The sequence below is a fragment of the Novosphingobium sp. NPDC080210 genome (assembly GCF_050281025.1).
In the GTDB taxonomy this organism is placed as follows: Bacteria; Pseudomonadota; Alphaproteobacteria; order Sphingomonadales; family Sphingomonadaceae; genus Novosphingobium.
Window position 1 is genome coordinate 1 of record NZ_JBNNWL010000001.1, and the last position, 24,756, is coordinate 24,756.

The window sequence follows — 24,756 nt, forward strand, 5'->3', positions numbered from 1 at the left end:
CTCCCCTGGAACTGGAAGGTCGCTCAGCAACAGCTCGCACAGGATATCGCTGCCTGAAATCCGGCGCCGCCGCGCCGCTCAGCGAATGCGTACGATTTAGCAGTTCTCCTATCGACATCTCGTAACCATCTGAGACGATCTCAGTGCGAGCGTGCTCAAGTTCGTCAGCAAGTGCCATGTGATCTCCTTATGTTTGGCAGGTTACAATGAGAGCAGGAGAGGTGCAATCGAGTTATCGCTTTTTTAATCTAGTTTCAGGTTGTTAACACTTTTTGTGCTCATTTGCACGCAGTTTGGCTGGAGTTGTAAGGCCGTAGACTCGCTCCCCATTTTCCTACTCCCCCAAAATCCGATAATCGGACCGGTTTCCCTTCACGCCATTTGCGAGGTGAACCATGTCCGACAGCGTCAAACCCAGCCCGTCCGTTTCCGGTGATGCGCCGGCCTTTGCCCCCTCCACTTTAGGGGGGCTAGGGGTCGTCCAGTCCCCCGGACTGGACTTGGACTGTCCGGGGGACAGTCCAACCCCGACGCCGGTTGGGGGAGGGGGACTTCAACGCGACGGTGGTTTTGAGACGCAGCCCCGCCCCGCTGCGACTAGGCAGCACGCTGCCAAGTCTCGCTGCCCCTCCCCTGAAGGGGTGGGGGACTATGGGGGAGAGTGCCGACTATCCCCGGAAGGGGTGGGGGTTTCTTCCCGCCCCGCTGCGACTAGCGCCGCTGGCAGCGCCGCAAGTCTCGCGCCCCTCCCGCAGGCGGGTGGGGAACGGGGTGTTGCTCTGTCCCCCCTCCCGCTTGCGGGAGGGGCCGGGGGTGGGGACTTGGGCGCGCCGCCTTGCTCCGGACGGCACAACCAGTGGACCCGCGCCAAGATGGTGGCTTTCCTGCGCGAGCTGGCGGCGACGCAGTCGGTCGCGGCGGCGGCGCGGGCGGTGGGGATGAGCCGGACTTCGGCCTATAACCTGCGCAACCGGCTGGCCGGACAGCCCTTTGCCCTGGGCTGGGAAGTGGCGCTGGAATGCGGGATGCACGCGCTGGCTCATGCAGTGATGGACCGCGCGGTCAATGGCGAGGAAGTGCCGCTGTACTATCACGGCGAGCTGGTCGGCACCACGCGGCGCTATGACAACCGGCTGGCGCAATGGATCCTGGAGAACCCGTGGCGGGTCGGGCGGCACCAGATGGCGCGCGAATATGCGGCGGGGGGCTTTGACGCCCTGCTCGAACGGATCGAAAGCGCCTCGCTGGACTGGGAAGCGGGCGAGCCGGTGCCGGGTCCGGGCTGGCCCCTGGAAGAAGACGCCGCCGCCGCCGCCGAAGCGCAGTTCCAGCGCGCCAGCTGGTACAGCGCCGAAGCCGCCGAAACCGCTCGCCCCGCGCGCCGGCGCGGCCGCGGTTTTTCCTGACCGGGCGCGGACAACTCCTCGCTTTGGGCCGGAAAGGCGGGGATTTCCGGGGCTGGTGCGGTGTTGGACGAAGTGGACAGGGTGTCAACTGTGTCAACTTGGGGGAGGGTGCTTCCGGGACCAAACGAAGCAAGGTTCACGCAAAGGCGCGAAGGACGCAAAGGGGTTGTGTCAGGCGCGAGGCCTCTGCGTCCTCTGCGCGAAAAATCAGGGTTTCACGATGGGCGGGCCGGATTGGGCAAACCCGCTCGTCCTGAGCTTGTCGAAGGACGTGGTGCATGGCGCGACATGCTTCGACAGGCTCAGCATGAGCGGGGGAGGGACGGCTCGGCATGAGCGGGGCGGTGCTGCGGGCCGGATTGCACAAACCTGCCCCACCACAATCCGTTCGTGGTGAGGAGGGCCTGAAATCGCAGATTGAAGGCCCGTCTCGAACCACGGCGTGCGGGGCTGTCCTTCGAGACGGCCTTTCAGCCTGCGGCTTCAAGGCCTCCTCAGGACGAACGGGGATTGGGGGCTGCGCTCAGCCGCGCCGGGTGCTTTCGCGGACGAGCAGCTTCACCGGAACGCGGCGCTGTTCGTGGGTCTCTCCGGCGAGGGCGGCGAGGAGCTTGTCGACCATCATGGCTCCGGCGGCGGCGAAGTCGGGCTGGACGGTGCTGAGCGGGGGCATGGCGTGGGCGCTGGCGCGGATGCCGTCGAAGCCGATCAGGGCCATGTCCTGCGGCACCTTGACGCCCTGTTCGGTCAGTTCGCGCAGGGCGCCCAGGGCGATCTCGTCGCAGACGGCGAAGACCGCGTCGCAGGGGCGGCCCGTGGCGAGCAGGTCGCGGACCGCGCGGCGGCCCTGTTCCTCGCGGGACAGGCCGCTCTCGATCTCGACCAGCCAGGGTTCCAGCCCGGCGCGCTCCATGCGTTCGGCATAGCCGTTGTAGCGCTCGGCAAACTGGCGCTGGAGCGAATCGAGTGAGCCGATGCAGGCGATCTTGCCGAAGCCGCGCTCGATCAGGTGGCCGGTGGCCAGCCGCGCGCCTTCGTGGTTGTCGCTGCGGATCCACTCCAGGTCGTCATAGGGGGAGCCCCAGCAGACCCAGTTCATGCCGGTGCTGCCCAGCTCGCGGTAATAGTCCCAGGCGGCCTCGTTCTGGGTGGTGCCGATCACGATCAGGCCATCGGCCTTGCGCTGTTCCTCGTACCGGCCCGACAGGTTGTTGGGGCCGTCCTGGAAGCTGACCAGCGTCTCGTACCCCCGGGCCGAGGCGGCGGCGCAGATCGAGCCGAGCAGGGCATAGGTGAAGGGGTTGAGGTCTTTCCGGTCCTCGTCCGGGCGGCAGATCACCACCACGGCCAGCGTCCCGGTCTTGCCGGTACGCAGGCGGGCGGCGTTGTTGTCGACGTAGTAGTTCAGCTTGCGCGCAGCCTCGGCCACGCGCAGGCGGGTCGCCTCGCTGACCACCGGGTCGCCGGCCAGGGCGCGGCTGACGGTGGACTGGCTGACGCCCGCCTCTGCCGCCACGTCGAACGAGGTGACGCGGAAGGGGCGGGGCTTGGACTTGTCGGCGGTGTCTCCCATGCGCCGGTTCCTAGAAGGTTTCGGCGCAAGAGGGAAGGCGGCGCCTCACATTGCGGAAATGCCGCCGTCCAGCTTGAGCTCGGCACCGGTCATGAAGCGGCTCTCGTCGCTGGCGAGGTAGAGCACGCCGTTGGCGATGTCGTTGGGTTCGCCCACGCGGCCCAGCGGGATCTGGCGGGCCAGCTTGCCCATGATCAGGTCCTTGGGCTTGCCGGTATTGGCGACGATACCATCCAGGATCGGCGTGTCGACAAAGGTCGGGTGAACGGAGTTGCAGCGGATGTCCCAGCCCATCTTGGCGCAGTAGAGCGCGACCGACTTGGACAGCATCCACACGGCAGCCTTGCTGGCGTTGTAGCCGGGCATGGTGTCGCTGGCGATCAGGCCGGCAATGGAGGAGATGTTGATGATCGAGCCGGGTTGGTTGTCCTTCAGCAAGGGCAGGGCCTTCTGGCAGCCAAGGAAGACCGAATCGACGTTGATGGCAAAGCCGCGATGCCAGTCTTCCAGCGTGCAGGTCTCGATATTGCCGCGCACGCCGACCCCGGCGTTGTTGACGAGGACCGAAAGGCCGCCAAGCTTGTCCGCTGCAACCTGGACCGCCTCGACCCACTGGTCTTCCTGGGTGACGTCCAGCTTTACCGAGAATGCCGTACCGGCGCCCAGTTCGGCGTTGATCTTCTCGGCCTGCTCGGCCGCGCCTTCGGCATTGATGTCAGCCAGCAGGACCTTCGCGCCTTCGCGCGCCAGCATTGCCGCCTGCGCCGCGCCCAAGCCTTGCGCCGCGCCGGTAACCAGAGCCTTCTTGCCTTGAACCCGTCCTGCCATTGTCATCGTCCTCCCAATATGCCGGGACCGAGCAGCATCAGCAGCCGCACGTCAATCCCCAATCCACGTTTGCGCGCGCTTTCGATGAAGGCGGGCAATTCTGCAAGAGGGACGCGGTGCACGGTGATGTCCTCGCCGTCCGTGCCGCCGCCCGGGCCGACCTGCTCCAGCCCGTGGGCGCGCAGCATGGTGAAACTCTCGCTGACCATGCCGGGTGAGGAGAAGAATTCGCCGAGCACCTCCATCCGCGAGGCGCTATATCCGGTCTCTTCAATCAGTTCGCGATTGGCGGCGGCGGCGGCATCCTCGCCAGGAAGTGAGTCATCGTCGCCGACCAGTCCGGCGGGCAGTTCAAGGCAGGCCTTGCCCAGCGGTACGCGGTACTGTTCGACCAGCAGGACGTGGTCCTCTTCGTCGATCGCCAGAATCACGGCGGCGCGGATGCCCCGGCTGCGCGCGACATATTCCCACTTGCCCCTGACCTTGGCGGTGATGAACTTGCCCGCCCAGACGATCTGCTCCGGTTCTTCGCTCATGGTCCTAAAGCTCGATCAGCCGGTCGGGCAATTCGTTGCGATCATCCTCGGCCCGTGGGAAGTGCTGGGCGAGGACCGCGCCGACCTGTTCCACGGCGGCGACCATCCCGGCGCCGGGGCGGCCTGCACGGATTTCAGCGATCAGGGCGGCCATCGCATCGCCCCAGACTTCGGGTGCGACCTTGCTGGCAATCGCCTCGTCAGCGACGATCTCGGCGCGGCGTTCGGCCAGGCTGAGGTAGATCAGGATGCCGGTGCGGCCATGGGTGCGGCGTTCGGCGCCGACCTTGAAATAGCGCACCGCCCGGTCGCGCACCCGCGCGCTCTTCAGTGCGGCAGGCACCAGGGCCAGGCGCAGCGGTCGCCACAGTTGCAGCAGCCACATCGTGAGGAACTTCGCCGTAGCTGCGGTGAGGGCGAGGGCCAGGACATGCTGCGGCGTCCACTCGCTGGCCCAGCGGCCCAGCACGCGGTCAACAAGCGGAAGGTAGAAATCCGGAAACAGGCCAAGGACAGCCAGGGACAGGAAAGCAACCAGCGCCGACCACAGCACGGCTACGTCGTGGAACGAATTGGACTCGCCAGCGATGATCGTCACGATCTCGCCCGCGCTCTTGCTTTCGGCTGCGGCAACGGCTGCGCTCACGGACTCGTGGTCCGCCTCGCTCAGGTGGACAGGTTGATGAACCATGCTTGCCTCCTACCAGCTGCCAGAGGCGCCGCCGCCCCCGAACGAGCCGCCTCCGCCGCCCCAGCTGTCGCCGCCGCCGCCTCCGCTTCCGCCCCAGCCTCCCCCGCCGCTGCGGGCCGCAGCGTTGAGGACTTCCCAGACGATCACCGGGCCCAGGCCGCTGCCGCGATAGTGCCGCCCGCCGCGCATCCGGCGCAGCAGGGGCAGGACGAAGAACAGGAAGAAGATGATCAGCCAGATCACCACGCCGAACGGCACGCCCTCCGGCTTGTCCTGCTTCTGGGCCTTGGCGGCGATCTGCGCGGCCTGGTCGGCGGGAAGGGTAAGCTGCCTGATGATCGCATCGGTGCCTGCCTCGATCCCGCCGGGCATGTCGCCAGCCTTGAAGCGCGGCACGATCTGCTGGTTGATGATCAGGCTGGACAGACCGTCGGTCAGGACCGGTTCCAGCCCGTAACCAACTTCGATCCTGACTTTGCGCTCCTTTGGAGCAACGATCAGGATCGCGCCTTCGTTCTTGTCCTTGGTGCCCAGCTGCCAGTGCCGGCCAAGCTGATAGCCATAGTCCGAAATCTCGTAGCCTTGCAGGTCGGGGAGGGTAACGACGACCAGTTCTCGCTGCGATTGCGCTTTCAGCGCAGTCAGCTTCTGCGCCAGTCGTGCCTCTTCATCGGCGGGGATGATTCCGGCCTGATCCACGACTGGCCCGGTGAGTTCCGGAAATGACTGCGCGCGGGCCAGACCGGGCAGCAGCAGCAGGGCGAGTGCCAGCAGCGCACCGGCCACCAGGGCCAGCGCGCTGCGATTGGTCATCGGGGAAGGCCAGGCCCGGCCGAGCATGGCTTTATCCTCCGCCCGCGTCAGAGCTTGCCTTCAAGGCTGGGGGCCACTTCCGCGCCGGGCGTGGTCGCCTGGTAGGGGACCATCGGCTTGGCGCCATAGATCACCTTGGCGCCAATCGCGTCGGGGAAGGTACGGATCGTGGTGTTATAGGCGCGGACTGCTTCATTATAGTCCCGGATCGTGATGCGGATGCGGTTCTCCTGCCCTTCCAGCTGGCTTTGCAGCATCTGGTAATTGGTGATGCTCTTCAGTTCGGGATAGGCTTCGACATTGGCGAGCAGGCGGCCAAATCCGCCGAGCGAACCGGAAAGCTGGTTCTGCGCCTCCTGGAATGCCTTCATCTTGGCCGGATCGGTGATGTCATCCGGGCTAAGCTGGATGCTGGTTGCCTTGGCGCGGGCTTCCATCACGTCGGTCAGGATGCCGCGCTCCTGCTCGGCCGCGCCCTTGGCCACGGCGGCAAGGTTCGGGACCAGGTTGGCACGCTCCTGGAAAGCAGCCTGGACATCGGCCCACTTGGCCTTGGCCTGCTCTTCGGCGGTGGGCACCGAATTGATCCCGCAGCCGGCCAGCGAGGCGGCGGCCACCGAGACAACGGCAAAGCGTCCGAAAGTACCAAGGCGGTCAAACGAAGTCGGCATCGGGTCAAATCCTTTTTACGCCCGCCAGATGCGGGTCTTGGTCAATGTAATAGTCCCTAGCCGCCGTTCAAGCGAAACCGGAATTATAGCGATTGCAGGCGTTTGGCCCGCATGGCAGGTTGTCCAAAGTGGAAAATGCTTAGGTGAAGGGGTGGTTTCATGCTCGGTGAATTCAAGGCGTTTATTGCGCGCGGCAACGTGCTGGACCTGGCCGTCGGGGTGATCATCGGCGCGGCATTCGGGAAGATCGTTTCGTCGCTGACCGACGACGTGATCATGCCCGTGATCGGCTTCATCACCGGGGGCGTGGACTTTTCAAACCAATACACCGTGCTTTCAGGCGAAGTCCCCGCTGGCGCGACCCTGGCTGCGGCCCGTGAAGCAGGGGCGACGGTGATCGGGTGGGGCAGCTTCGTGACGGCGGTGGTGAATTTCCTGATCCTGGCCTTCGTCATCTTCCTGATCGTGCGCCAGGCCAACCGCGTCTTTCCGAAGCCTGCCGCAGCGCCGAGCGGGCCGAGCGAGGTGGAACTCCTCACCGAAATCCGGGACGCGCTGCGCAAATAGGGCGCCATTTCAAAGGCACTGCATCGCCCCTTTAAATCCGCGGCACATGCCCTATATTGCCAAGTGCCGGTTTCGACCGGCTATGGCGATAAATTGCGGCGTGCAATAGATGCAGCGGACCCGGGGGCGGTACCCGGCGGCTCCACCACCTCCTTCGCCACGGCGGAGGATATGACGGGGCCGAACTAGGATCGACGTGTGTTGAAAAGCGGTGTTTTCGCCCGGGCTGAGTAACCCGTTAAAGGCTCAAAACTCACAAGTGCCAACGACAACGAAGCACTTGCTCTCGCAGCGTAACCTGACGGCCTAACGGCCTGATCTTACAAAGCGACAGCACGGTTCGGACCGAACCGGGTAACAGAATCGGAAACCGGGGGCCCGGGGTGAGCCTAGCAACAGAATCACCCCACCTTCATTTGCATTGGTGGGACTACAGCACAGCCGCGTCGGTCACGAACGTCTGGGCGAACGACTGACGTTAGTCGCCAGCTTCAACGGCCAGGCGCTTTTCGTGGCGCAGGCAGTCCAGGATCTTGCCCCCGGCCATGAACACGGCTCCGGTGCAGGCCAGGAACAGCAGCTTCCCGCCGAAACCGGGGAAGCGGTGGAGATAAACGGTGCCGCGCTCAACCGCCCCAAGGGCGAGAGCATAGATGATCATGTAAGCTTCCACCGGTGTCTTGATGACAAACAACCGGCCCAGTTTTGCAATCATCACGTCGCCCCAAAAGTTAACAGCGACTCCGCAAACGACAATGCCACGCCCACGGTTCCGCGCAAGGGAGTGGTTAAGCGCTGTTTACCGGGTTTGTCCCAGGATGGCACATCCGCGCCGGATCAGGCGAGTTCGGACAGGTCCAGTGCATCCAGCAAGAGCAACCGGGCGGCGATCACGCGCTCTGCCAAAAGCGCGGAGCCGACCTGATCGGGCGCTATCGATTCGGGCCATTCGCGCTGGATGATCTCCTCGATCCGCCTGGCTTTCGCCTCGTCCAGCAGGAAGCGTGGATCGACGGTTGCGGGGTCGGCCACCACGCGAAGGCGGAGGCACGCGGGGCCGCCGCCATTGGCCATGGACTGGCGGACGTCGACCGGCAGGACGGTCCGGATCGGGCCGTTTCCGGCCAGCATCCGGTCCAGGTACGGGCGTACCCGGGGATGCTCGATCGCCTCGCTTGGCACGACCAGCGCCATTTCGCCCGATGGCAGGGTGAGCAGCTGGGCGTTGAACAGGTAGGACTGGATCGCATCCGCCAGGCTGACTTCGGCGGCGGGAACGACGACGAATTCGGCTTCGGGCAAGCGGTCGCGGATCGCGGCGTAGGTTCCGGCCGAATCGGCAAAGGCCTGTTCGTGGGTGAACAGCACGCGTTCGTTTGCCACGGCCACGACGTCGTTGTGGAACGCCCCGGCGGCAATGGCTTCGGGGTTCTGTTCGACGAACAGGGTTTGCGCCGGATCGAGCCGGTGGAGCCGGGCCACGGCGCGGCTGGCCTCCTGATGCTGGCGGGCCGGGAATGCGCCGCCGCTGGTGCCGTAAACGAAGATCTCCAGGCCGGGCGCATCGTGGCTGGCCGCCATGCGCATGTGGTTGGCCGCGCCTTCGTCACCAAAGCAGGGCGGCACGGCATCGTGCACGGCAAAGTGCGCGCTGTCGGCAAAGGCGAGGCGCAGTTGCCGAACCGTATCGGGCCATTCCTGGCTGCGATGCGGCATGGTGACGAGGTTTGCCGCGGTCAGGTGGCAGCGCCCATCTGCCGTATCCGCGGCGGGCGAGACAGTCGCGGCATTGGCAGTCCACATCGAGCTGGCCGACCAGGCGGCGGCGTTCAGGCGGCGATCCTCGGTTCCGTCCGCCCCGATTGCGGCCAGGAACGCGGTGTTCGGGCGGGGCAGGGGCAGCAGGAACCCTTGAACCAGGCCAAGCGCCATGTTGTGGCGCATCTTGGCCAGCCCTTGCAGCGCGGCGGCGCGGGGATGGGCCAGATCGCCTGCGTGACTGGCCGAGGCCAGGTTCCCCAGGCTCAACCCCGCATAGTTGTGGGAAGGGCCGATGATCCCGTCGAAGTTGATTTCCACCATGGTCATGGGATCACCAACGCGCCACGAAAGTAACCGTTGCCCCGGGGCCGATGCCCAGCACGCTTGCGCATTCCGGGTCTATCGCCACCCCGCCATCGCGCGGTTCGACCCAGCCATAGGCGCAGCGGAAGTCAGCCATATGGCCGTGGGCGACCAGCATCTTCTCGCCGGTCTTGTGCTCGCCCAGGCCGTCGTCGACCGCGACGACCGCGCCGTCGCGCGCTTCGCGGATCGAGCGGATCTGATCGGTCCGCACGGTCATGGTTGGCCCCCCATCGAAGATGTCGATGTAGTTTTCCCAGGCAAAGCCCTCGTTCTCCAGCATCCGCATCGCCGCGCGGCCAGTGGGGTGGGGAATGCCGATCACGTGCCGCGCCGCATCGGACAGCATGGCGATATAAACCGGGTGCTTGGGCATCAGGTCGGCGATGAACTGGTTGCCGTATTTCGCGTTGAATTCGTCCGCATCCTGGAAGTTCATGCCAAAGAAGCGCCCGGCAACCCCGTCCCAGAAGGGCGAGCCGCCCGCCTCGTCGATCACGCCGCGCAGTTCGGCCAGGGTGCGGTCGGCAAAGCGGCCGCGGTGGTTGCGGATGAACAGATAGCGGCTGCGTGCGATCAGCATGCCCAGGCCCCCCGCGCGCTCGCCCGGGTGGAGGAACAGGCCGCCGACCTCGGTTGCACCTTCAAGATCGGTCGACAAGTTGAGGATATCGGCGCGAAAAGTCCGGCCCAGTTCCTCGCTATGCTGGGTCAGCGCGCCGATCCGGTAGGAATAGAATGGCCACTTCTGCCCGACAGCGGAGAACACCTGGCACGTGCCGCGCACTTCGCCGGTCTGGGTGTTTTCCAGCACGAAGAAGAACAGGTCGTCGCCCAGATCGTCACCGTCGCGCGTAAATCCGGCGTGCGAGCGGTCGAGCTTGGCGGTGAGGGCCTTGCGGTCCGGCGGCAGGTTGGTGAAGCCCCCTCCGGTGCGCTTGGCCATCTCGTAGATGTGCTGCAGATCGTCGTGGTTGGCGGCGCGGATCACGAAGGTCAAAGCGGGGCTCCGGTAGCTAGACGGTGAAGGACCAGCGCGGAAAGCTTCGCGCGCTCTTCCAGGCTGGGCACGATCAGGAATTCATCGGGCGAATGGATCGCCCCGCCGCGCACGCCCATGGTATCGACCACGGGCACGCCGCAGGCCGCGATGTTGTTGCCATCGCAGACCCCGCCCGATGCCTTGCGGGTGATCGGCTGGCCGAGCAAGGCGCTGCATTCCTCGACAATGCCGAACAGCTTTTCGGCGCGGGCATCGACCGGCTTGGGCGGGCGGCTGATCCCGCCATGGAGGTGGATCGAGACTTCGTGTTCTGTCTCAATCGCCGCAATCAATTGACTGAACTGAGTAGAGAATTCTTCCGCGTCCTGCTCGTGGCGCGGGCGGATGTTGAACCGCAGCACGGCCAGGTCGGGCACCACGTTGTTCGCGCTGCCGCCTTCGATCCTGGCGGGGTTCACGGAAAGCCCGTCGCGGTGCAGCGCCTTCAATCCCAGCGCCAGCGCGGCGGCGGCGACGATTGCGTTGCGCCCGTCGTCCGGATTGCGTCCGGCATGGGCGGAGCGGCCACGGATCGTGACGCTCCAGTTCCCGCTTCCCGCCCGCGCTCCGGCCAGAGTGCCATCGGGCAGGGCGGACGGTTCATAGGTCAGCGCCGCAGCCTTGCCGCGCGCCAGCTGCGCAATCAGCGGCGCGGAGGACAGGCTACCCGTCTCCTCGTCCGAATTGATCATCACGTCGTAGCCGACGGCTTGGGCCGCAGCGCTGGTTTCAAAGGCCTTCAGCGCGGCAAGGATCACGGCGATGCCGCCCTTCATGTCGGCAACCCCGGGGCCATTGAGGGTCTGCTCGTCAAGCCAGGTCTGCCCCTGAAAGGGGTGGCCCGCAGGAAAGACCGTATCCATATGCCCAGTCAGCAGAAAACGCCGCTCTGCCTGTGGGCGCACCCTGAGCACCAGGTGCTTGCCATAGGCCACGGGTGCTTCCTCACCGGCTGGCGTGATCGCACTGACCGGAGCGGGCTCTTCAAGCCGGACATCGCCAGGCAGGGCCGCAAAAGCATCGGCCAGCCTGGCCGCCTGTTCCGCCAGTCCGGTCAGATTTCCAGTCCCGGTATTGATCGCGCTCCAGGTCTGGACCTGCTCCAGCATGGGCGAGGCGTCGACCTGTTCCAGCAGTGCCGCTTCAAGAGAGGTAAACTGTTGCATCTGAAACCTTCTAGCCCAGCTAAAAGTGCTGTCCACCCCCCCCGGTGGATAACCAAGGGACTGGGACTGCGACCTATTCGCAGGCGGAGCGGTTCGACCAAAGTCTGGCCTTTACCGCACAACACCCGGTTGCCTTCCCTTCGCACTTGCGGCATAGCGCTGGCATTCCTCCCCGGGATCGTCGATGGTGTAGCGGTCGTGCAATGGCGCGGGCGCGCTGATTTACTTGCGAGGATCCATGAGCGAACGGGTTGAGAAGGCTGGTTTGAAGGTCGATGCGGCGCTGGCCGCCTTTGTCGAGACCGAAGTGCTGGCACCGCTGGGCAAGGATGCGGCCGGGTTCTGGAACGGCTTTGCCGCCCTGCTGGACCGCTTCGTGCCGCAAAACCGCGCCCTGCTGGCCAAGCGCGACTCGCTTCAGGCGCAGATTGACGAATGGCACCTGGCCCGCGCCGGCAAGCCGCTCGACCAGGGTGAATACCAGGCCTTCCTGCGCGAGATTGGCTATCTGGTCCCCGAACCGGCGCCGTTCCAGATCGGTACGCAGAACGTCGATGCGGAAATCGCCACGATGGCCGGGCCGCAACTGGTGGTGCCCGTGCTCAACGCCCGCTTCCTGCTCAATGCCGCGAACGCGCGCTGGGGCAGCCTTTACGACGCCTATTACGGCACCGACGCGCTCGATGCCCCGCCGGCGCGCCCCGGCGGCTATGACAAGGACCGCGGCGCGGCCGTGATCAAGGCTGCACGCGCGTTCCTCGATGGCGCGATCCCCGGTTGGCAGGCAGCGCTGGAAGGCAGGCAGAGCGAGCATCTGGTGGCCAAGCGTGACGGCGCGTACCTGTTCCGCAACAATGGCCTGCACATCGAAGTCGTGGTCGATCCCGCCAGCCCGGTGGGCCGCGACGATCCGCTGGGGATTGCCGATGTTCTGCTGGAAAGCGCGCTGACCACGATCTGCGACATGGAAGACTCCGTCGCGGCGGTGGATGCCGAGGACAAGCTGCTCGCCTATTCGAACTGGCTGGGCCTGATCCGGGGTGACTTGACCGACACCTTTGAAAAGGGCGGCAAGACCATGACCCGCGCCCTCAATCCGGACCGTGACTATACCGCGCTTGACGGTTCGAAGCTGACCCTGCCGGGCCGCTCACTGCTGTTCGTGCGCAATGTCGGTCACTTGATGACCAATCCGGCGATCCTGCTGGCCGACGGTTCGGAAGTGCCCGAAGGCGTGATGGACGGCGTGATCACCAGCGCCATCGGTGCCATCGGCATTGCGGGCCAGGGCAAATTTGCCAACAGCCGCTGCGGCTCGATCTATATCGTGAAGCCCAAGATGCACGGCCCGGAAGAAGTGGCCTTCACCAACAGCCTGTTCGATGCGGTCGAAGACCTGCTGGGCCTGCCGCGCCATACGCTGAAGGTCGGCGTGATGGACGAGGAACGCCGGACCAGCGCCAACCTGGCTGCCTGCATCCATGCGGTGAAGGACCGGATCGTGTTCATCAACACCGGCTTCCTCGACCGCACCGGGGACGAGATCCACACCTCGATGCGGGCCGGCGCGATGATCCGCAAGGGCGACATGAAGAAGAGCGCCTGGATCTCTGCCTACGAAGCGCGCAACGTCCAGATCGGCCTCGCCTGCGGCCTGTCCGGCAAGGCGCAGATCGGCAAGGGCATGTGGGCCGCTCCCGACCTGATGGGCGACATGATCGTGCAGAAGATCGGCCACCCCAAGTCTGGTGCGAACACGGCCTGGGTTCCGTCGCCGACTGCAGCGACGCTCCATGCGATGCACTACCACGCGGTCGACGTGTTCGCGGTTCAGAAGGAGCTGGCTGGGCAGCCGACTCCCGCGCTCGAACCGCTGCTGACCGTCCCGCTCGCCGAAGGGACCAACTGGTCCGAAGAGGAAGTGCGCGAGGAGCTGGACAACAATGCCCAGGGCCTGCTCGGCTATGTCGTGCGCTGGATCGACCAGGGGGTGGGCTGCTCCAAGGTGCCCGACATCAACGACATCGGCCTGATGGAAGACCGCGCCACCCTGCGCATTTCCAGCCAGCACATGGCCAACTGGCTGCTCCACGGCGTTTGCACCAGGGAGCAGGTGATGGACAGCCTGCGCCGCATGGCCGCCAAGGTGGACGCGCAGAATGCGGGCGATCCGCTGTACGAACCGCTGGTCGGGAACGAGGATGCCCCGGCGTTCCGCGCCGCCTGCGACCTGGTGTTCAAGGGCGTGGAGCAGCCGAGCGGCTATACCGAGCCCTTGCTGCACCACTGGCGGCAGGTGAAGAAGGCAGGGTAGGGCTCGACAGTCTGGTCGAGTGAAGCGTCGTTTCCTGATCCGTTCGTCCTGAGGAGCCAGCGAAGCCGCAGGCTGAGCTGGCGTCTCGAAGGGCAGCGTGGAAGCGCTGTGGTTCGAGACGGCTCCTCAATCTTCGATTTCGGAGCCTCCTCACCACGAACGGATTTGACGGACTTGGGTGGCCTTTAGAGGCTCAGCACCCGCGCGATTTCCACGAATTCGGACACGCTCAGCGTCTCGGCGCGGCGCTGGGGATCTATGCCCAATTGGTCCAGCGCATCCAGCGCCCCCGGCAGGCCCTTCAGGCTTTGGCGCAGCATCTTGCGGCGCTGGCCGAAGGCGGCTTCGGTCACGCGCTCCAGCATCCGGGCGGAAACCCCGGCGGGCATGTCTGACGGCGTAACATGGACCACCGCGCTCATCACCTTGGGCGGGGGAGTGAAGGCGCTGCGGTGGACCTTCATCGCGATCTTGGCATGGCTGCGCCACTGGGCCAGCACGGCGAGGCGGCCAAAGGCATCGCTGCCCGCTTCGGCCACGATCCGCTGCGCCACTTCCAGCTGGAACATCAGGGTCAGCGAAGCCCATTGCGGCGGCCAGTCCTGCCCGGACAGCCAGCCCGTGAAAAGCATGGTCCCGACGTTGTAGGGCAGGTTGGCGACAACGTGGAACGGACCCTCGATCCCGTGGGCGATCTTGGTCGCATCGCCTTCGATCACCCGCAGCTGCCCGGGGAAAGCCTCGGCCAGTTCGGCCAGGGCGGGCAGGCAGCGGCGGTCCATTTCGATCGCCGTCACTTGTGCTCCGGCGCGCAGCAGGGCGCGGGTCAGGCCGCCGGGACCGGGTCCGACTTCCAGCACCTGCTGGCCTTTTAGTTTGCCCGGTATCGCGGCGATCCGGTCCAGCAATTGCTCGTCGAACAGGAAGTTCTGGCCCAGCGCCTTGCTGGCGAACAGGCCGTGCCGGTTGATGACATCGCGCAGCGGGGGCAGGTCAGTCATCGAACAGGCCCGCACGGCGCATGGCGCAATCCCCGGCCATGCGGATCGCCGCAATCATCGCGCCGGGATCGGCCTGCCCGGTTCCGGCGATGCCAAAAGCAGTGCCGTGATCGGGACTGGTGCGGATGATCGGCAGGCCCAGGGTCACATTGACGCCCTGGTCAAAATCCAGCGCCTTGAGCGGAATCAGGGCCTGATCGTGATACATGCACAGCGCCACGTCGTAGGTTGCGCGCGCCCGCGCCGTGAACATGGCATCGGGCGGGAAGGGGCCGGTTACGTCCAGCCCTTCTGCGCGCAGCAGTTCGATGGCCGGGGCGATGATCCGTGCTTCCTCGTCCCCCATGCGGCCTTCTTCTCCGGCATGGGGATTCAGGCCGGCAATCGCTATACGCGGGCGCTCAATCCCGAAGTCCCGAGCCAAGGCCATGGCGGTGATCCGGGCCTTGCGCTCGATCAGGGCGGAGGTGAGCTGGTGCGGAACTTCTGACAGGGCGATGTGCACGGTGATCGGCACGGCGCGCAGGTTTGGTCCGGCGAGCATCATCACCGCATCGCCCGGCGCATAGCCGCAGGCATAGGCGACGAATTCAGTCTGCCCCGGATGATCGAAGCCGACTTCCGCGAGACGAGCCTTGGAAACGGGCGCAGTCACGATCCCCGAGACTTCGCCCGCCTGAGCCAGCCCGGTTGCCTCGTGCAGGCTGGCAAGTGCCAGTTCCGCCCCGGCGCGGCTGGGTTCGCCCGGAGTGTATTCGCCGTCCGCACCGTCCAGCACGGGCAGCGCGAAAGCAAAGCAATCCGCCGCTTCGTTGGGGTGGAACACCTGGCGCACCGGCACGTTCAGGCCGCGCCGGGCCGCAGCCGCGCGCAGCACGTCCGGCCCGCCCGTCACGACGAAGGGCATCAGTTCCTGGCTGTCACGCGCGGCCCAGGCAGCGGCAATCAGTTCGGGTCCGACACCTGCCGGATCGCCCAGCGAAATGGCAAGCGGTGCCCCCTCCACCAGCGCGCCTTAGCTGCCGTAGTCGATCACCGCATCGCGGCGAAGGTCGCGCAGATAGGCCTGGGCGCGGCGGTTGATCCGCTCGTCCTCAAGCTGGGACTGAACTTCGTCGAAATTCGGCGCGCCGCCCGCTTTGGGATCGTCGCGGCCGCACAGCATCAGCACGCGAACGCCGTCCTGGATCGAGCCGAAGGGCGGGGTGCTCTCGCCCAGTTGCAGGTTCAGCACCAGGTCCTGAAGCGCGCCGGGAAGATCGCGGGCCTTGAGGGATTCGTTGTTGACCACTTCCGCGCCCAGCTGGGCGGCAATCTGGTCTGCTGCGGCGCAGCCCTTGGCAGCCTTGATCTGTGCGGCAAAGTCCTGCGCGCGCTTGCCCGCTTGGGCTTCGGTCGTCCCCGGAGCGAAGGAAATGGCAATCTGCTTGAGGTTCAGCGTGGCATCACGCGGATCGGCGGTCAGCACCTTGCGCTTGTCGATCAGCAGGATGATCGAAAAACCGCCGCGCACTTCGATCGGTCCGGCCAGCTGGCTGGGCTGGAGACCCTGCATCGTCTGGTCCAGTTCCGGCGGAAGCACGCCTGTGCGAACCCAGCCCAGATCGCCGCCAACCGATGCGGTCGATGCTTCGGAAAACTGGCGGGCATAGCCGACGAAGCTGGCGCCCTTTTGCAGCTGCTCCACGATCTTCATCGCATTGGCCAGCACGGCCTCGCGGTTTTCGCTGGTGGCGGAGAGGAAGATTTCGCCGACGCGGTATTCGTCGCTGCCGCGCGCCGCTTCCTGACGGGTGATCGTTTCGCGCACTTCGTCTTCCGAGACGTTGACGAAGGGCGTGACGTTGCGGCGCAGCAGGCGCTGCCAGGAAAGTTCGCCGCGAATCTGGCGCTTCAGCGAGTTCGAGGATGAGCCGATGCGGTTCAGATAGGCGTCCAGTGCCTTGGGGTCCTGGCCAAAGTTCTGGCGGGCAATGCGCTCATAGCTGGCCGTCACTTCGGAATCGTCGACGGCCAGATCCTGGGCCTTCGCTTCCTGGATCTGGAGCGCTTCATCCATCAGGTTGCGAAGGACCTGCTGGCGCAGGCGGACCAGTTCTTCTTCGCCGATCTTGCCGCCGCTGGCCGCGACGATCAGCGCAACGCGCTGGTCAATGTCGGTGCCTGTGATCACTTCGCCGTTGATGATCACCGTCGCGGTGCGCAGGTTCGGATTGTTCTTGCCGAAGATCACCGGGTTTGCGGGCAGATCGAAACCACCTTGCGGACCTTGCGGGGCCGTCGAGCCTTGCTGGGCGACGAGGGCCGAAGGTGCCACCAGCGCGGCCGCAGCCAGGGACAGGACTAGGCTGTGAAGACGGGTAGGGCGGAAGCGCAAGGGGCGTGTCACCGTATCAAATTCCCAATTTGGACGCGGCCAAAGCGCGCCATTCTGGCCAGGCCAATGCCGACTGCCGGCTTAACCTTGGCTGAGCAAGGGCGGATAGCCTGTTTGTCCTTGCCTGCCAATCCTCAGGCCCGCCGGTACTGGGTCAAAACCCAAGGTTCTTCACTGCTATGTGAATCTGGAAGGTGTTGCCCTTTTCCGCGTCACCCGTCGCCACATAGTCGCGCCGCCAGGTCAGGTCGATTTCCAGGCAGTCATCCTCATAAGCGATGCCAAGCCGGGTGCGGATCGGCTGGAACCCGTCCGCGCCGACAATTGCCGGGTCTTCGTTTGCACCGGTCAGGTCGAACACGCCCGATCCGAACAGCGACCAGTTGCGGGCAACGCTGACGCGCCCGGCCAGGCGCAGTTCCTCGCGGTCCTTCAGGTCCTCGATCCCGCCGCCGATGTCGCGGTTAAGCCGCAGATAGCCTGCTTCGAGATAAGTGCCCTGGGTGCCCACGGAGGCATCGAATTCGTTGCGCCGGACCGACAGGTCGTCCTTGTCGAGGCGGAAGCGGTGGGTGACCTTGACCACGTCCTTGAACCGCACTTCCGTTCGCCCGACGATGTCCGAGGTGCGTTCGGACAGCCCGGTTCCATCCGGCAGCAGAGTGGGATTGCTGGACAGGCGGTAGGACTGGCCGACCGTGGAATTGATCCGCAGGCCGGGGCGTTCGAACTGCCAGTCCACGCCATAGGTAAAGCGCACGCCGTCTTCGAAGCGGTCGTAACCGGGGAAGCGGTTGAGCGCGAAGAGGTTGGAATCCTCAAGGTCGATCGAACGGGCATCCTCGTTCGGAACTTCCAGATTGCGCAAGGTCGGGCTGGCGACCACCTGGAAGCGCGGCGTCAGCACCTGGGTTCCGCCCAAAAAGCTGCCGACCAGCGGCCATTTCAGATCAACGGCGGCTGCGGCCAGACCCCGGCTCTGCCAGCCCGGATTGCCGCGATAGGAGGCCGTGGCGGTAAGGGCGTTCTCGTCCGAGTGATAGACGTCGCCGCGCGCCAGGGCGGTCACGGTCACTTCCTGGCCCCAGGGTGTCAGGCGGCGCAGGTCCCACTGCGCACTGGCAAAGGCGCGCTGGGTATCCTGCCCCGCCGTCCGGGTGATCGCCAGGCTATTGGCCTGAATCTGCACGCGTCCGCCCAGCACGGGATCGGTGAAGCGGCGGCGATAGTCGATTTCGGGAATGGCAAAGGGCACCTGACCCTGCACGTCGTTGACCCGCAGCGTTTGCGTTGCCCAGCCGGCGAGGGAGAAATAGCTGTCCGCGTCAATCCGCTCCAACTGGGCAGTCGAGCGCAGGCGGTCATCCCGGCTGATGTCATAACGGCGCAGGAAGGTGCGGTCGGACGTGACCCGGCCCGAAAAGTTCACACTCCAGTTCGGATCGAACTGATAGCGCCCGTTGGCGAACAGGTAGCCGCGGAAATCGGCCTGGCTCGACGCATTGGGAGCGCCGACGGGAATGCGGCTTGAGCGCGTGACATAGCCGGTTGCCTGCAAGGCGCCGTGGCTGGTCAGCTGGCGATACTGCGCCGAAACCATCGGCGGTGCCTCGGTGAAGAGATAGCCGGTAACGGCCAGGTCGCGGTTGTCGGCCAGGCGCTGGTACCAGGTTTCCGAAATCTGCACGCCGTTGGAGGCCGAGAACTGGAAGTTCGGGATGAGCAGGCCGGATATCGGCCGTCCGTCCGTGGCAATGACCAGTCCGGGCAGGGGCATCAGGCGCAATCCGAACACTTCTGCGCGCGCGCCTTCAAAGCGCACCGTCTTGCGTTCGGGGTCATAGATCACCCGGCGCGCGGTGATGCGCCAGCTGGGCGTGCGAGGGCAGCCCTTGTCATCCTCCACCGCGCAGGCGCTGTAGGCGGCATTGTGGAGCAGGACCTTGCCGTCCTCGATCCGCTCGCCCTTGATCGCCGCCAGCCTCCCGCCTTCGCGCAGGGCAAGCAGCATGTTCTCCATCGCCCCGGCGCGCAGTTCGTCGGTCAGTTCCAGCCGGTCGGTGAACAGCTGGTTTCCGTCCGCGTCGACAAAGCGGATATTGCCCTGGGCCACGATCTGCCCGGTCTTGCGGTCCCAGGTCAGCTGGTCGGCGCGAACCGACTGGCCATCGCGGCGCAGCACGACATTGCCGAAAACGGACAGAAGATCGGCATTGTCGTCATAGCTTGCGCCGTCGGCTTCGAACTGGATCTGGTCCTGCTCGGCGCTGGGCGGCTGCGGGGCTTCGGCAATCGGACCTTCGGGCGCCTCTTGCGCCTGGGCCAGTACCGGGCAGCCAAGCGTGGCCAGGGCCAATGCGGCGGCACTGGCGCGGACCGTGTTCAGGACCAGGAATGATTGCGGCAAATCAGGCCGCGCGGGCGGGTGCATGGCTTGCCTATCGCACCGCCCGCGCTTAACTGCAATCCACGCAAACAATCTGCGGCAACGCTTTGCCGCAGCACCGGGCATTTCCCTTGGGAGCAACCATGAAGATTGAATTCGTTTCCGGCACCCTGGTGCCCACGACCAGCCCCGTCGCTTATGTGATCGATCAGGACGCCCTGCCCAGCAGCCTTGAAGCCGTGGTCAGCGAAGGGGCCAAGGCCAGCCGCTTTACCGGCAAGACCGGGCAACTGCATGAAACCTTCGTGGCGCGTGATGGCGCGGTTGTCCGCGTGGCTTTGGCCGGGGCGGGGGAAGCCAGCGGCAAGGATCGCTCTGCCGCGCTGGAGAAGGCCGGATCGGCCATCACGGCCAAGTTCCTCGCTTCGGGCGAGAAGGAAGTGACGATCGACTTCACCGGCACCAAACTGTCGGCCAGCGACGTCGCTTCGGTCCTGCTGGGTGCGCGCCTGCGCGGCTGGCGCTATGACCATTACCGCACCAAGCTGACCGAGGAGCAGAAGGTCAGCCTGACCACGATCAAGGTTGCAGGCGCTCCCGACGGTGCGGAAGCCGCCTGGGAAGCCGAAGCGGCGCTGGCCGAAGGGATCGAATTCACTCGCGAACTGGTCACTGAACCCGCCAACGTGCTCTATCCCGAAAGCTTCGTCGCGCGGGCCAAGGCACGGCTCGACGGCACCGGGGTTACGGTACGCGCGCTGGATGAGAACGAGATGGCCGCGCTGGGCATGGGCGCGCTGCTGGGCGTGGCGCAGGGTTCGGTGCGCAAGCCGCGCCTGCTGGTGATGGAATGGAACGGCGGCAAGCCCGGTGAAAAGCCGACTGCCTTTGTGGGCAAGGGCGTCACCTTCGATACCGGCGGGATCAGCCTGAAGCCGCCGGCCGGCATGGAAGACATGAAGTGGGACATGGGCGGGGCCGGTGCCGTCGCCGGAGCCATGCTCGCCCTGGCCAAGCGCAAGGCCAAGGCCAACGTCGTGGCGGTCTGCGGCCTGGTCGAGAACATGCCTGATGGCAACGCCCAGCGTCCAGGCGACGTGGTGACCACCATGTCCGGCCAGACCGTCGAAGTGATCAACACCGATGCCGAGGGTCGCCTGGTGCTGTGCGATGCGATCACCTGGACGCAGAAGGAATTCAGCCCGGCCGCCGTGATCGACCTCGCCACCCTGACCGGTGCTATGATCATCTCGCTGGGCCATGAACACGGCGGCCTGTTCTCCAACGACGATGATCTCGCTGACAAGCTGGTTTCCGCAGGCCGTGCGACGGGTGACAAGCTGTGGCGCTTCCCGCTGGGTCCGGCTTATGACAAGCTGATCAACTCGCCGATTGCCGACATGAAGAACGTCGGCCCGCGTGAAGGCGGCTCGATCACTGCGGCGCAGTTCATCCAGCGTTATGTCGACAAGGGCACGCCCTGGGCGCACCTCGACATCGCTGGCATGGTCTGGGCCAGCAAGCCCGGCCAGACCTGGGACAAGGGCGCGACCGGCTTTGGCGTGCGCGTTCTGGACCGCTTCGTGCGGGACAACCTGGAAGGCTGAGGTATGGGCAGCCCACCCCCAACCCCTCCCGCTTGCGGGAGGGGAGCGAGACTTGCCAAGCCACAGGCGAGGCTAGTCGCAGCGGGGAGGGCTGCGAGGTGCGTGGGATGAGAGTAGATTTCTACCAGCTCAGCCAGACCCCGGTCGAAGGTGCTTTGCCGCAGCTTGCGGCGAAGATGCGCGAGGCCGGGGCGCGGGTGCTGGTGGTGTCGGCGGACGCGGCGCAGCTGACGCGGATCAGTGACGCGCTGTGGGCGGTAAAGGCCGATTTCCTGGCCCATGCCCCCGCAGGCGGTCCGCACGATGCGCGCCAACCGATCCTCCTGGCCGACAGTCTGGCCAATCCCAATGGCGCCACGTTCCTGGCTCTGGCCGACGGACTGTGGCGCGAAGGGGCGGAGGGCTTCGACCGGGTTTTCCTGCTGTTTGACGGACAGACCATCGAAGGGGCCCGTGCCACCTGGCGCAGCCTCGACGGGCGCGAAGGGATGGAGCGGCACTATTGGCGCCAGCTTGCCCCCGGCAAATGGGAGAAGGCAGGCTAGGCGCAGTCGTTCTTGCAGCGCAGCATTTTCCCCGCTAGGGGCGCGCCATCCCCGAAAACCATAAAATCGCAAGGACGAATATCATGGCGGTTACCCGCACCTTTTCGATCATCAAGCCCGATGCCACCCGCCGCAACCTGACCGGCGCGGTCACCAAGATGCTGGAAGAAGCCGGCCTGCGCGTCGTCGCCAGCAAGCGCATCCACATGACCCGCGAACAGGCCGAAGGCTTCTACGCGGTTCACAAGGAGCGCCCCTTCTTCGGCGAACTGTGCGATTTCATGATGAGCGAGCCGGTCGTCGTCCAGGTTCTGGAAGGCGAAGACGCCGTTGCCCGCAACCGCGAAGTGATGGGCGCAACCAATCCGGCCGATGCTGCCGAAGGTACCATCCGCAAGACCTATGCCCTGTCGATCGGTGAAAACACCGTCCACGGTTCGGACAGCGAAGAGAACGCGGCGATCGAAATCGCCTACTTCTTCAAGCCGGAAGAAATCGTCGGCTGATCTTGCGATCCGCCAACGCCTGAAAGGGGCCGTCACCACCGGTGGCGGCCTTTTTCTTTGCGATTTGACCAAGCGCAACGCGGGGCCGACGGGGGCAGGGAAGGATGCTTCTCAAGACCTTAGGGCAACAGAGGAGTCATCAATGTCGAACACCCCGCACGAACTGGCAGACGAATTTCCGAACGACCACGAACTGCTTCACAAGCTGAAGATGTTGGACCGCCATTTCGTGACCCTGGCCGAGCGCTATCACGAAGTGAACGGCGAAATTCACCGCATCGAGGCGCAGATCGAAACCCCGTCGGACGATTATACCGAATCGCTCAAGAAAAAGCGGCTGGCCCTGATCGACGAGATTTCGGGCATCATCGCCAAGGCCAAGGCTGACGCCAGCGCCTGAGTAAATTTCCGTCACCCTGAACTTGTTTCAGGGTGACGTTGCTTTTGCTTTCACCGCATTGCCCTGACGCCCTTGCACGTTAAGACTGCGTGCAAAGGGAGATTCGCAATGAAAGGCATGGGCGGAGAGGGCGAAGACTGCCCGTTCGCATTCAATTTCGATCCGGCCACGTTCAAGGTCGGCGATACGGTCAGCTACCGGGTCACGACCATGGAGGATTGGCCCTTTGTCGGCACCCTGCTGGAAGTGCACGAGGATCACGTGGTGATCAGCCCCGGCCCCACGGAGCCTGATGCCCGCTATCGCGGCACGCGCGAGGCACGCCCTGTGGTCGAAGGCAGCGAGATTACCTGAGTTCTGCGCAGCCGGGGGCGGTTCAATAGACCACACCATCGCCGTCACCCCGGCGCAGGCCGGGGTCCAGCCCGGATAAGACGAGCCGCACAGCGGCCCGGATTCGCTTGCGGTTCTGGGCCCCGGCCTGCGCCGGGGTGACGATCATTCCAAGGCGAGCTTCAGGGCTGCGACACCAGCCGCGCCAGGCAGCGCGAATAGAGCTGGTGCTCGGCTATCAGTACCCGCGCGGCAAGCGAGTCCGCCGTGTCGCCCGAGACAATCGCCACAGGCGTCTGGCCCAGGATCGGGCCGTCATCCAGTTCGGCGGTAACCAGATGGACCGTGCAGCCGCCGTGGCTGTCGCCAGCCTCAATCGCGCGGTCGTGGGTGTGGAGGCCCTTGTACTTTGGCAGCAGGCTGGGGTGGATGTTGACCATCCGCCCTTGCCAGCCGCCGACGAATTCCGGCGTCAGAATGCGCATGTATCCGGCCAGCGCCACGAACTGCGCACCGCTGGCGCGAATCGCCGCGTCCATCGCCATGTCGTGATCCAGCCGCGCCATGCCCTTGTGCGGCAGGGCAAAGGCCGGCACGCCTTCTGCTTCGGCCAGTCGCAGCCCGCCCGCTTCGGGATTGTTTGAAGCGACCAGCGCGATCTCGTAAGGGCAATCCGCCGCGCGGCTGGCGTAAAGCAGCGCCGCCATATTGGTGCCGCTACCGGAAATCAGGACGGCAACCTTGGCGCGCTCAGGCAAGGTGGCTGGCCTCCCAGCTGCCCCGCGCGGACCAGACTTCGGCCGCGCCCTGCACGGTGCACCCGCGCGGACCGGGCTCGATCGCGCCGATCACATGGACCGTTTCGCCCGCTGCGGTAAGGTCTGCCTGAACGCCCGCAGCCTCGTCAGCGCTGACCGCCAGGACCATGCCGATCCCGCAGTTGAACGTGCGCGCCATTTCCGCCGGCTCGATATTCCCCTGCGCTTGCAGGAAGGCCATCAGGCGCGGCTGGTCCCAGGCTCCGGCATCGATCCGGGCGTGGAGGCCATCGGGCAGGACGCGGGGAACGTTTTCCAGCAAGCCGCCGCCGGTGATGTGCGCCAGCGCATGAATGCGCCCCGCGCGGATCAGCGGGAGCAGGCTCTTCACATAGATCCGGGTCGGTTCGATCAGGTGGTCGATCAGCAGGCGGTCGGGATCGAACAGAGCAGGGCGATCCAGCTTCCAGCCCTTGTCCGCAGCGAGGCGGCGGACCAGCGAGTAGCCGTTGGAATGGACGCCGGAACTGGCCAGACCCAGCAGCACGTCTCCAGCGGACACCTTGTCGCCCACCAGCTGTTCGCCGCGCTCGACCGCGCCGACGCAGAACCCCGCCAGGTCATAGTCGCCTGCAGCATACATCCCTGGCATTTCCGCCGTTTCCCCGCCGATCAGCGCGCATCCGGCGAGCTTGCAGCCATCGGCGATCCCGGCCACCACGCGCTCGGCAATGCCGTTTTCCAGCTTGCCGGTGGCGAAATAGTCCAGGAACAGCAGCGGCTCAGCCCCTTGCACGATCAGGTCGTTGACGCACATGGCAACCAGGTCGATGCCGATGGCGTCGTGGCGATCATGGTCGATGGCCAGCTTGACCTTGGTGCCCACGCCGTCATTGGCGGCGACCAGCAGCGGATCCGAGTAGCCCGCGGCCTTCAGGTCAAAGAAGCCGCCGAAGCCCCCCAGTTCGGGATCGGCACCCGGCCGCGCGGTGGCGCGGGCCAGCGGCGCAATCGCCTTGACGAGGGCGTTTCCGGCCGCGATCGAGACGCCGGCCTGCTCATAGCTGTAAGACTTTTCAGACATCGCTTGCCGCCTAACGCTTTCCTGCTTG

25 protein-coding genes and 1 other RNA gene are annotated in these 24,756 nt (G+C 65.4%); 9 read left to right on the forward strand and 17 right to left on the reverse strand.

Annotation, left to right across the window (positions count from 1 at the left end):
* The first annotated feature begins 821 nt into the window (after nt 1-821).
* Nucleotides 822-1,406 carry a hypothetical protein gene (locus ACQKOE_RS00005; RefSeq protein ID WP_427511008.1) on the forward strand — a complete coding sequence of 195 codons (585 nt, stop codon included), beginning with the start codon at nt 822-824 and terminating at the stop codon, nt 1,404-1,406.
* Nucleotides 1,407-1,929: 523 nt separating this feature from the next.
* On the opposite strand, the gene ACQKOE_RS00010 is transcribed toward ACQKOE_RS00005, so the two are convergent.
* Genes ACQKOE_RS00010 through ACQKOE_RS00035 form a run of 6 tightly spaced genes read right to left on the reverse strand, consistent with a single transcriptional unit; the run spans nt 1,930 to nt 6,518 of the window.
* Complete coding sequence (locus ACQKOE_RS00010; RefSeq protein WP_427511010.1) at nt 1,930-2,979, reverse strand: LacI family DNA-binding transcriptional regulator; 1,050 nt, start codon at nt 2,977-2,979, stop codon at nt 1,930-1,932.
* A 45-nt stretch (nt 2,980-3,024) separates the two neighbouring features.
* A complete protein-coding gene (locus ACQKOE_RS00015) occupies nt 3,025-3,807 on the reverse strand; it encodes an SDR family oxidoreductase (RefSeq protein ID WP_427511011.1) in 783 nt (260 codons plus the stop codon).
* Nucleotides 3,808-3,809: 2 nt separating this feature from the next.
* The gene (locus ACQKOE_RS00020) at nt 3,810-4,343 is read right to left on the reverse strand and encodes an NUDIX hydrolase (protein WP_427511013.1); all 534 of its coding nucleotides are present in this window, start codon (nt 4,341-4,343) and stop codon (nt 3,810-3,812) included.
* Nucleotides 4,344-4,347: 4 nt separating this feature from the next.
* Nucleotides 4,348-5,034 (reverse strand): TPM domain-containing protein, encoded by a 687-nt coding sequence (locus ACQKOE_RS00025; RefSeq protein ID WP_427511014.1) that lies wholly within the window; start codon nt 5,032-5,034, stop codon nt 4,348-4,350.
* Nucleotides 5,035-5,043: 9 nt separating this feature from the next.
* Nucleotides 5,044-5,847, reverse strand: a complete 804-nt coding sequence (locus ACQKOE_RS00030) for a TPM domain-containing protein (protein ID WP_427511015.1) — start codon at nt 5,845-5,847, stop codon at nt 5,044-5,046.
* Nucleotides 5,848-5,894: 47 nt separating this feature from the next.
* Nucleotides 5,895-6,518 (reverse strand): LemA family protein, encoded by a 624-nt coding sequence (locus ACQKOE_RS00035; protein ID WP_427511016.1) that lies wholly within the window; start codon nt 6,516-6,518, stop codon nt 5,895-5,897.
* 159 nt (nt 6,519-6,677) lie between these two features.
* On the opposite strand from ACQKOE_RS00035, the gene mscL reads away from it, so the two are divergent.
* Together mscL and ssrA are read left to right on the forward strand one after the other, a co-directional pair.
* Entirely contained in the window at nt 6,678-7,085 is a 408-nt protein-coding gene (gene mscL / locus ACQKOE_RS00040) for a large conductance mechanosensitive channel protein MscL (protein WP_427511017.1), read from the forward strand.
* Between the two features lie 26 nt (nt 7,086-7,111).
* Nucleotides 7,112-7,457: a transfer-messenger RNA gene (gene ssrA / locus ACQKOE_RS00045) on the forward strand.
* Between the two features lie 106 nt (nt 7,458-7,563).
* Here ssrA and ACQKOE_RS00050 read toward each other — a convergent pair.
* The 4 genes from ACQKOE_RS00050 to ACQKOE_RS00065 form a co-directional block, all read right to left on the reverse strand.
* A complete protein-coding gene (locus tag ACQKOE_RS00050) occupies nt 7,564-7,800 on the reverse strand; it encodes a hypothetical protein (protein ID WP_427511932.1) in 237 nt (78 codons plus the stop codon).
* A gap of 122 nt (nt 7,801-7,922) precedes the next feature.
* Nucleotides 7,923-9,173: an N-succinylarginine dihydrolase gene (locus ACQKOE_RS00055; RefSeq protein WP_427511018.1), complete on the reverse strand. Its 1,251-nt coding sequence runs from the start codon at nt 9,171-9,173 to the stop codon at nt 7,923-7,925.
* Nucleotides 9,174-9,177: 4 nt separating this feature from the next.
* Nucleotides 9,178-10,209 carry an arginine N-succinyltransferase gene (locus ACQKOE_RS00060; RefSeq protein WP_427511019.1) on the reverse strand — a complete coding sequence of 344 codons (1,032 nt, stop codon included), beginning with the start codon at nt 10,207-10,209 and terminating at the stop codon, nt 9,178-9,180.
* The gene (locus tag ACQKOE_RS00065) at nt 10,206-11,417 is read right to left on the reverse strand and encodes a hydrolase (protein WP_427511020.1); all 1,212 of its coding nucleotides are present in this window, start codon (nt 11,415-11,417) and stop codon (nt 10,206-10,208) included. The genes ACQKOE_RS00060 and ACQKOE_RS00065 overlap by 4 nt, the downstream gene beginning before the upstream one ends.
* Nucleotides 11,418-11,655: 238 nt before the next feature.
* Between ACQKOE_RS00065 and ACQKOE_RS00070 the strand changes: the two genes are divergently transcribed.
* Nucleotides 11,656-13,731, forward strand: coding sequence for a malate synthase G (locus ACQKOE_RS00070; protein WP_427511021.1), 2,076 nt, complete (start codon nt 11,656-11,658; stop codon nt 13,729-13,731).
* A 185-nt stretch (nt 13,732-13,916) separates the two neighbouring features.
* On the opposite strand, the gene rsmA is transcribed toward ACQKOE_RS00070, so the two are convergent.
* The 4 genes from rsmA to ACQKOE_RS00090 all read right to left on the reverse strand — a co-directional run bounded on the left by rsmA (nt 13,917) and on the right by ACQKOE_RS00090 (nt 19,540).
* Nucleotides 13,917-14,732, reverse strand: coding sequence for a 16S rRNA (adenine(1518)-N(6)/adenine(1519)-N(6))-dimethyltransferase RsmA (gene rsmA / locus ACQKOE_RS00075; protein ID WP_427511022.1), 816 nt, complete (start codon nt 14,730-14,732; stop codon nt 13,917-13,919).
* Nucleotides 14,725-15,741: a 4-hydroxythreonine-4-phosphate dehydrogenase PdxA gene (gene pdxA / locus ACQKOE_RS00080; RefSeq protein ID WP_427511933.1), complete on the reverse strand. Its 1,017-nt coding sequence runs from the start codon at nt 15,739-15,741 to the stop codon at nt 14,725-14,727. Before pdxA ends, rsmA begins: the two co-directional genes overlap by 8 nt.
* A 6-nt stretch (nt 15,742-15,747) precedes the next feature.
* Nucleotides 15,748-17,109 carry a foldase protein PrsA gene (locus tag ACQKOE_RS00085; protein WP_427511023.1) on the reverse strand — a complete coding sequence of 454 codons (1,362 nt, stop codon included), beginning with the start codon at nt 17,107-17,109 and terminating at the stop codon, nt 15,748-15,750.
* A 154-nt stretch (nt 17,110-17,263) separates the two neighbouring features.
* Nucleotides 17,264-19,540, reverse strand: coding sequence for an LPS-assembly protein LptD (locus ACQKOE_RS00090; RefSeq protein ID WP_427511024.1), 2,277 nt, complete (start codon nt 19,538-19,540; stop codon nt 17,264-17,266).
* A 98-nt stretch (nt 19,541-19,638) separates the two neighbouring features.
* Here ACQKOE_RS00090 and ACQKOE_RS00095 point away from each other — a divergent pair, with 98 nt between their 5' ends.
* The 5 genes from ACQKOE_RS00095 (at nt 19,639) to ACQKOE_RS00115 (ending at nt 22,907) form a co-directional block, all read left to right on the forward strand.
* Complete coding sequence (locus ACQKOE_RS00095) at nt 19,639-21,102, forward strand: leucyl aminopeptidase (RefSeq protein WP_427511025.1); 1,464 nt, start codon at nt 19,639-19,641, stop codon at nt 21,100-21,102.
* 107 nt (nt 21,103-21,209) lie between these two features.
* Complete coding sequence (locus ACQKOE_RS00100) at nt 21,210-21,647, forward strand: DNA polymerase III subunit chi (protein WP_427511026.1); 438 nt, start codon at nt 21,210-21,212, stop codon at nt 21,645-21,647.
* 83 nt (nt 21,648-21,730) lie between these two features.
* Nucleotides 21,731-22,153 carry a nucleoside-diphosphate kinase gene (ndk, locus tag ACQKOE_RS00105; RefSeq protein WP_374589941.1) on the forward strand — a complete coding sequence of 141 codons (423 nt, stop codon included), beginning with the start codon at nt 21,731-21,733 and terminating at the stop codon, nt 22,151-22,153.
* Between the two features lie 142 nt (nt 22,154-22,295).
* Nucleotides 22,296-22,553, forward strand: a complete 258-nt coding sequence (locus tag ACQKOE_RS00110) for a YdcH family protein (protein ID WP_427511027.1) — start codon at nt 22,296-22,298, stop codon at nt 22,551-22,553.
* 108 nt (nt 22,554-22,661) lie between these two features.
* Nucleotides 22,662-22,907 carry a hypothetical protein gene (locus tag ACQKOE_RS00115; RefSeq protein WP_427511028.1) on the forward strand — a complete coding sequence of 82 codons (246 nt, stop codon included), beginning with the start codon at nt 22,662-22,664 and terminating at the stop codon, nt 22,905-22,907.
* A 22-nt stretch (nt 22,908-22,929) separates the two neighbouring features.
* On the opposite strand, the gene ACQKOE_RS00120 is transcribed toward ACQKOE_RS00115, so the two are convergent.
* Genes ACQKOE_RS00120 through purM form a run of 3 tightly spaced genes read right to left on the reverse strand, consistent with a single transcriptional unit; the run spans nt 22,930 to nt 24,728 of the window.
* A complete protein-coding gene (locus ACQKOE_RS00120) occupies nt 22,930-23,055 on the reverse strand; it encodes a hypothetical protein (RefSeq protein WP_427511029.1) in 126 nt (41 codons plus the stop codon).
* Between the two features lie 13 nt (nt 23,056-23,068).
* On the reverse strand, nt 23,069-23,644 hold the full coding sequence (gene purN, locus ACQKOE_RS00125) for a phosphoribosylglycinamide formyltransferase (protein WP_427511030.1): 576 nt from the start codon (nt 23,642-23,644) through the stop codon (nt 23,069-23,071).
* The gene (purM, locus tag ACQKOE_RS00130) at nt 23,637-24,728 is read right to left on the reverse strand and encodes a phosphoribosylformylglycinamidine cyclo-ligase (RefSeq protein WP_427511031.1); all 1,092 of its coding nucleotides are present in this window, start codon (nt 24,726-24,728) and stop codon (nt 23,637-23,639) included. The genes purN and purM overlap by 8 nt, the downstream gene beginning before the upstream one ends.
* Nucleotides 24,729-24,756 lie beyond the last annotated feature (28 nt).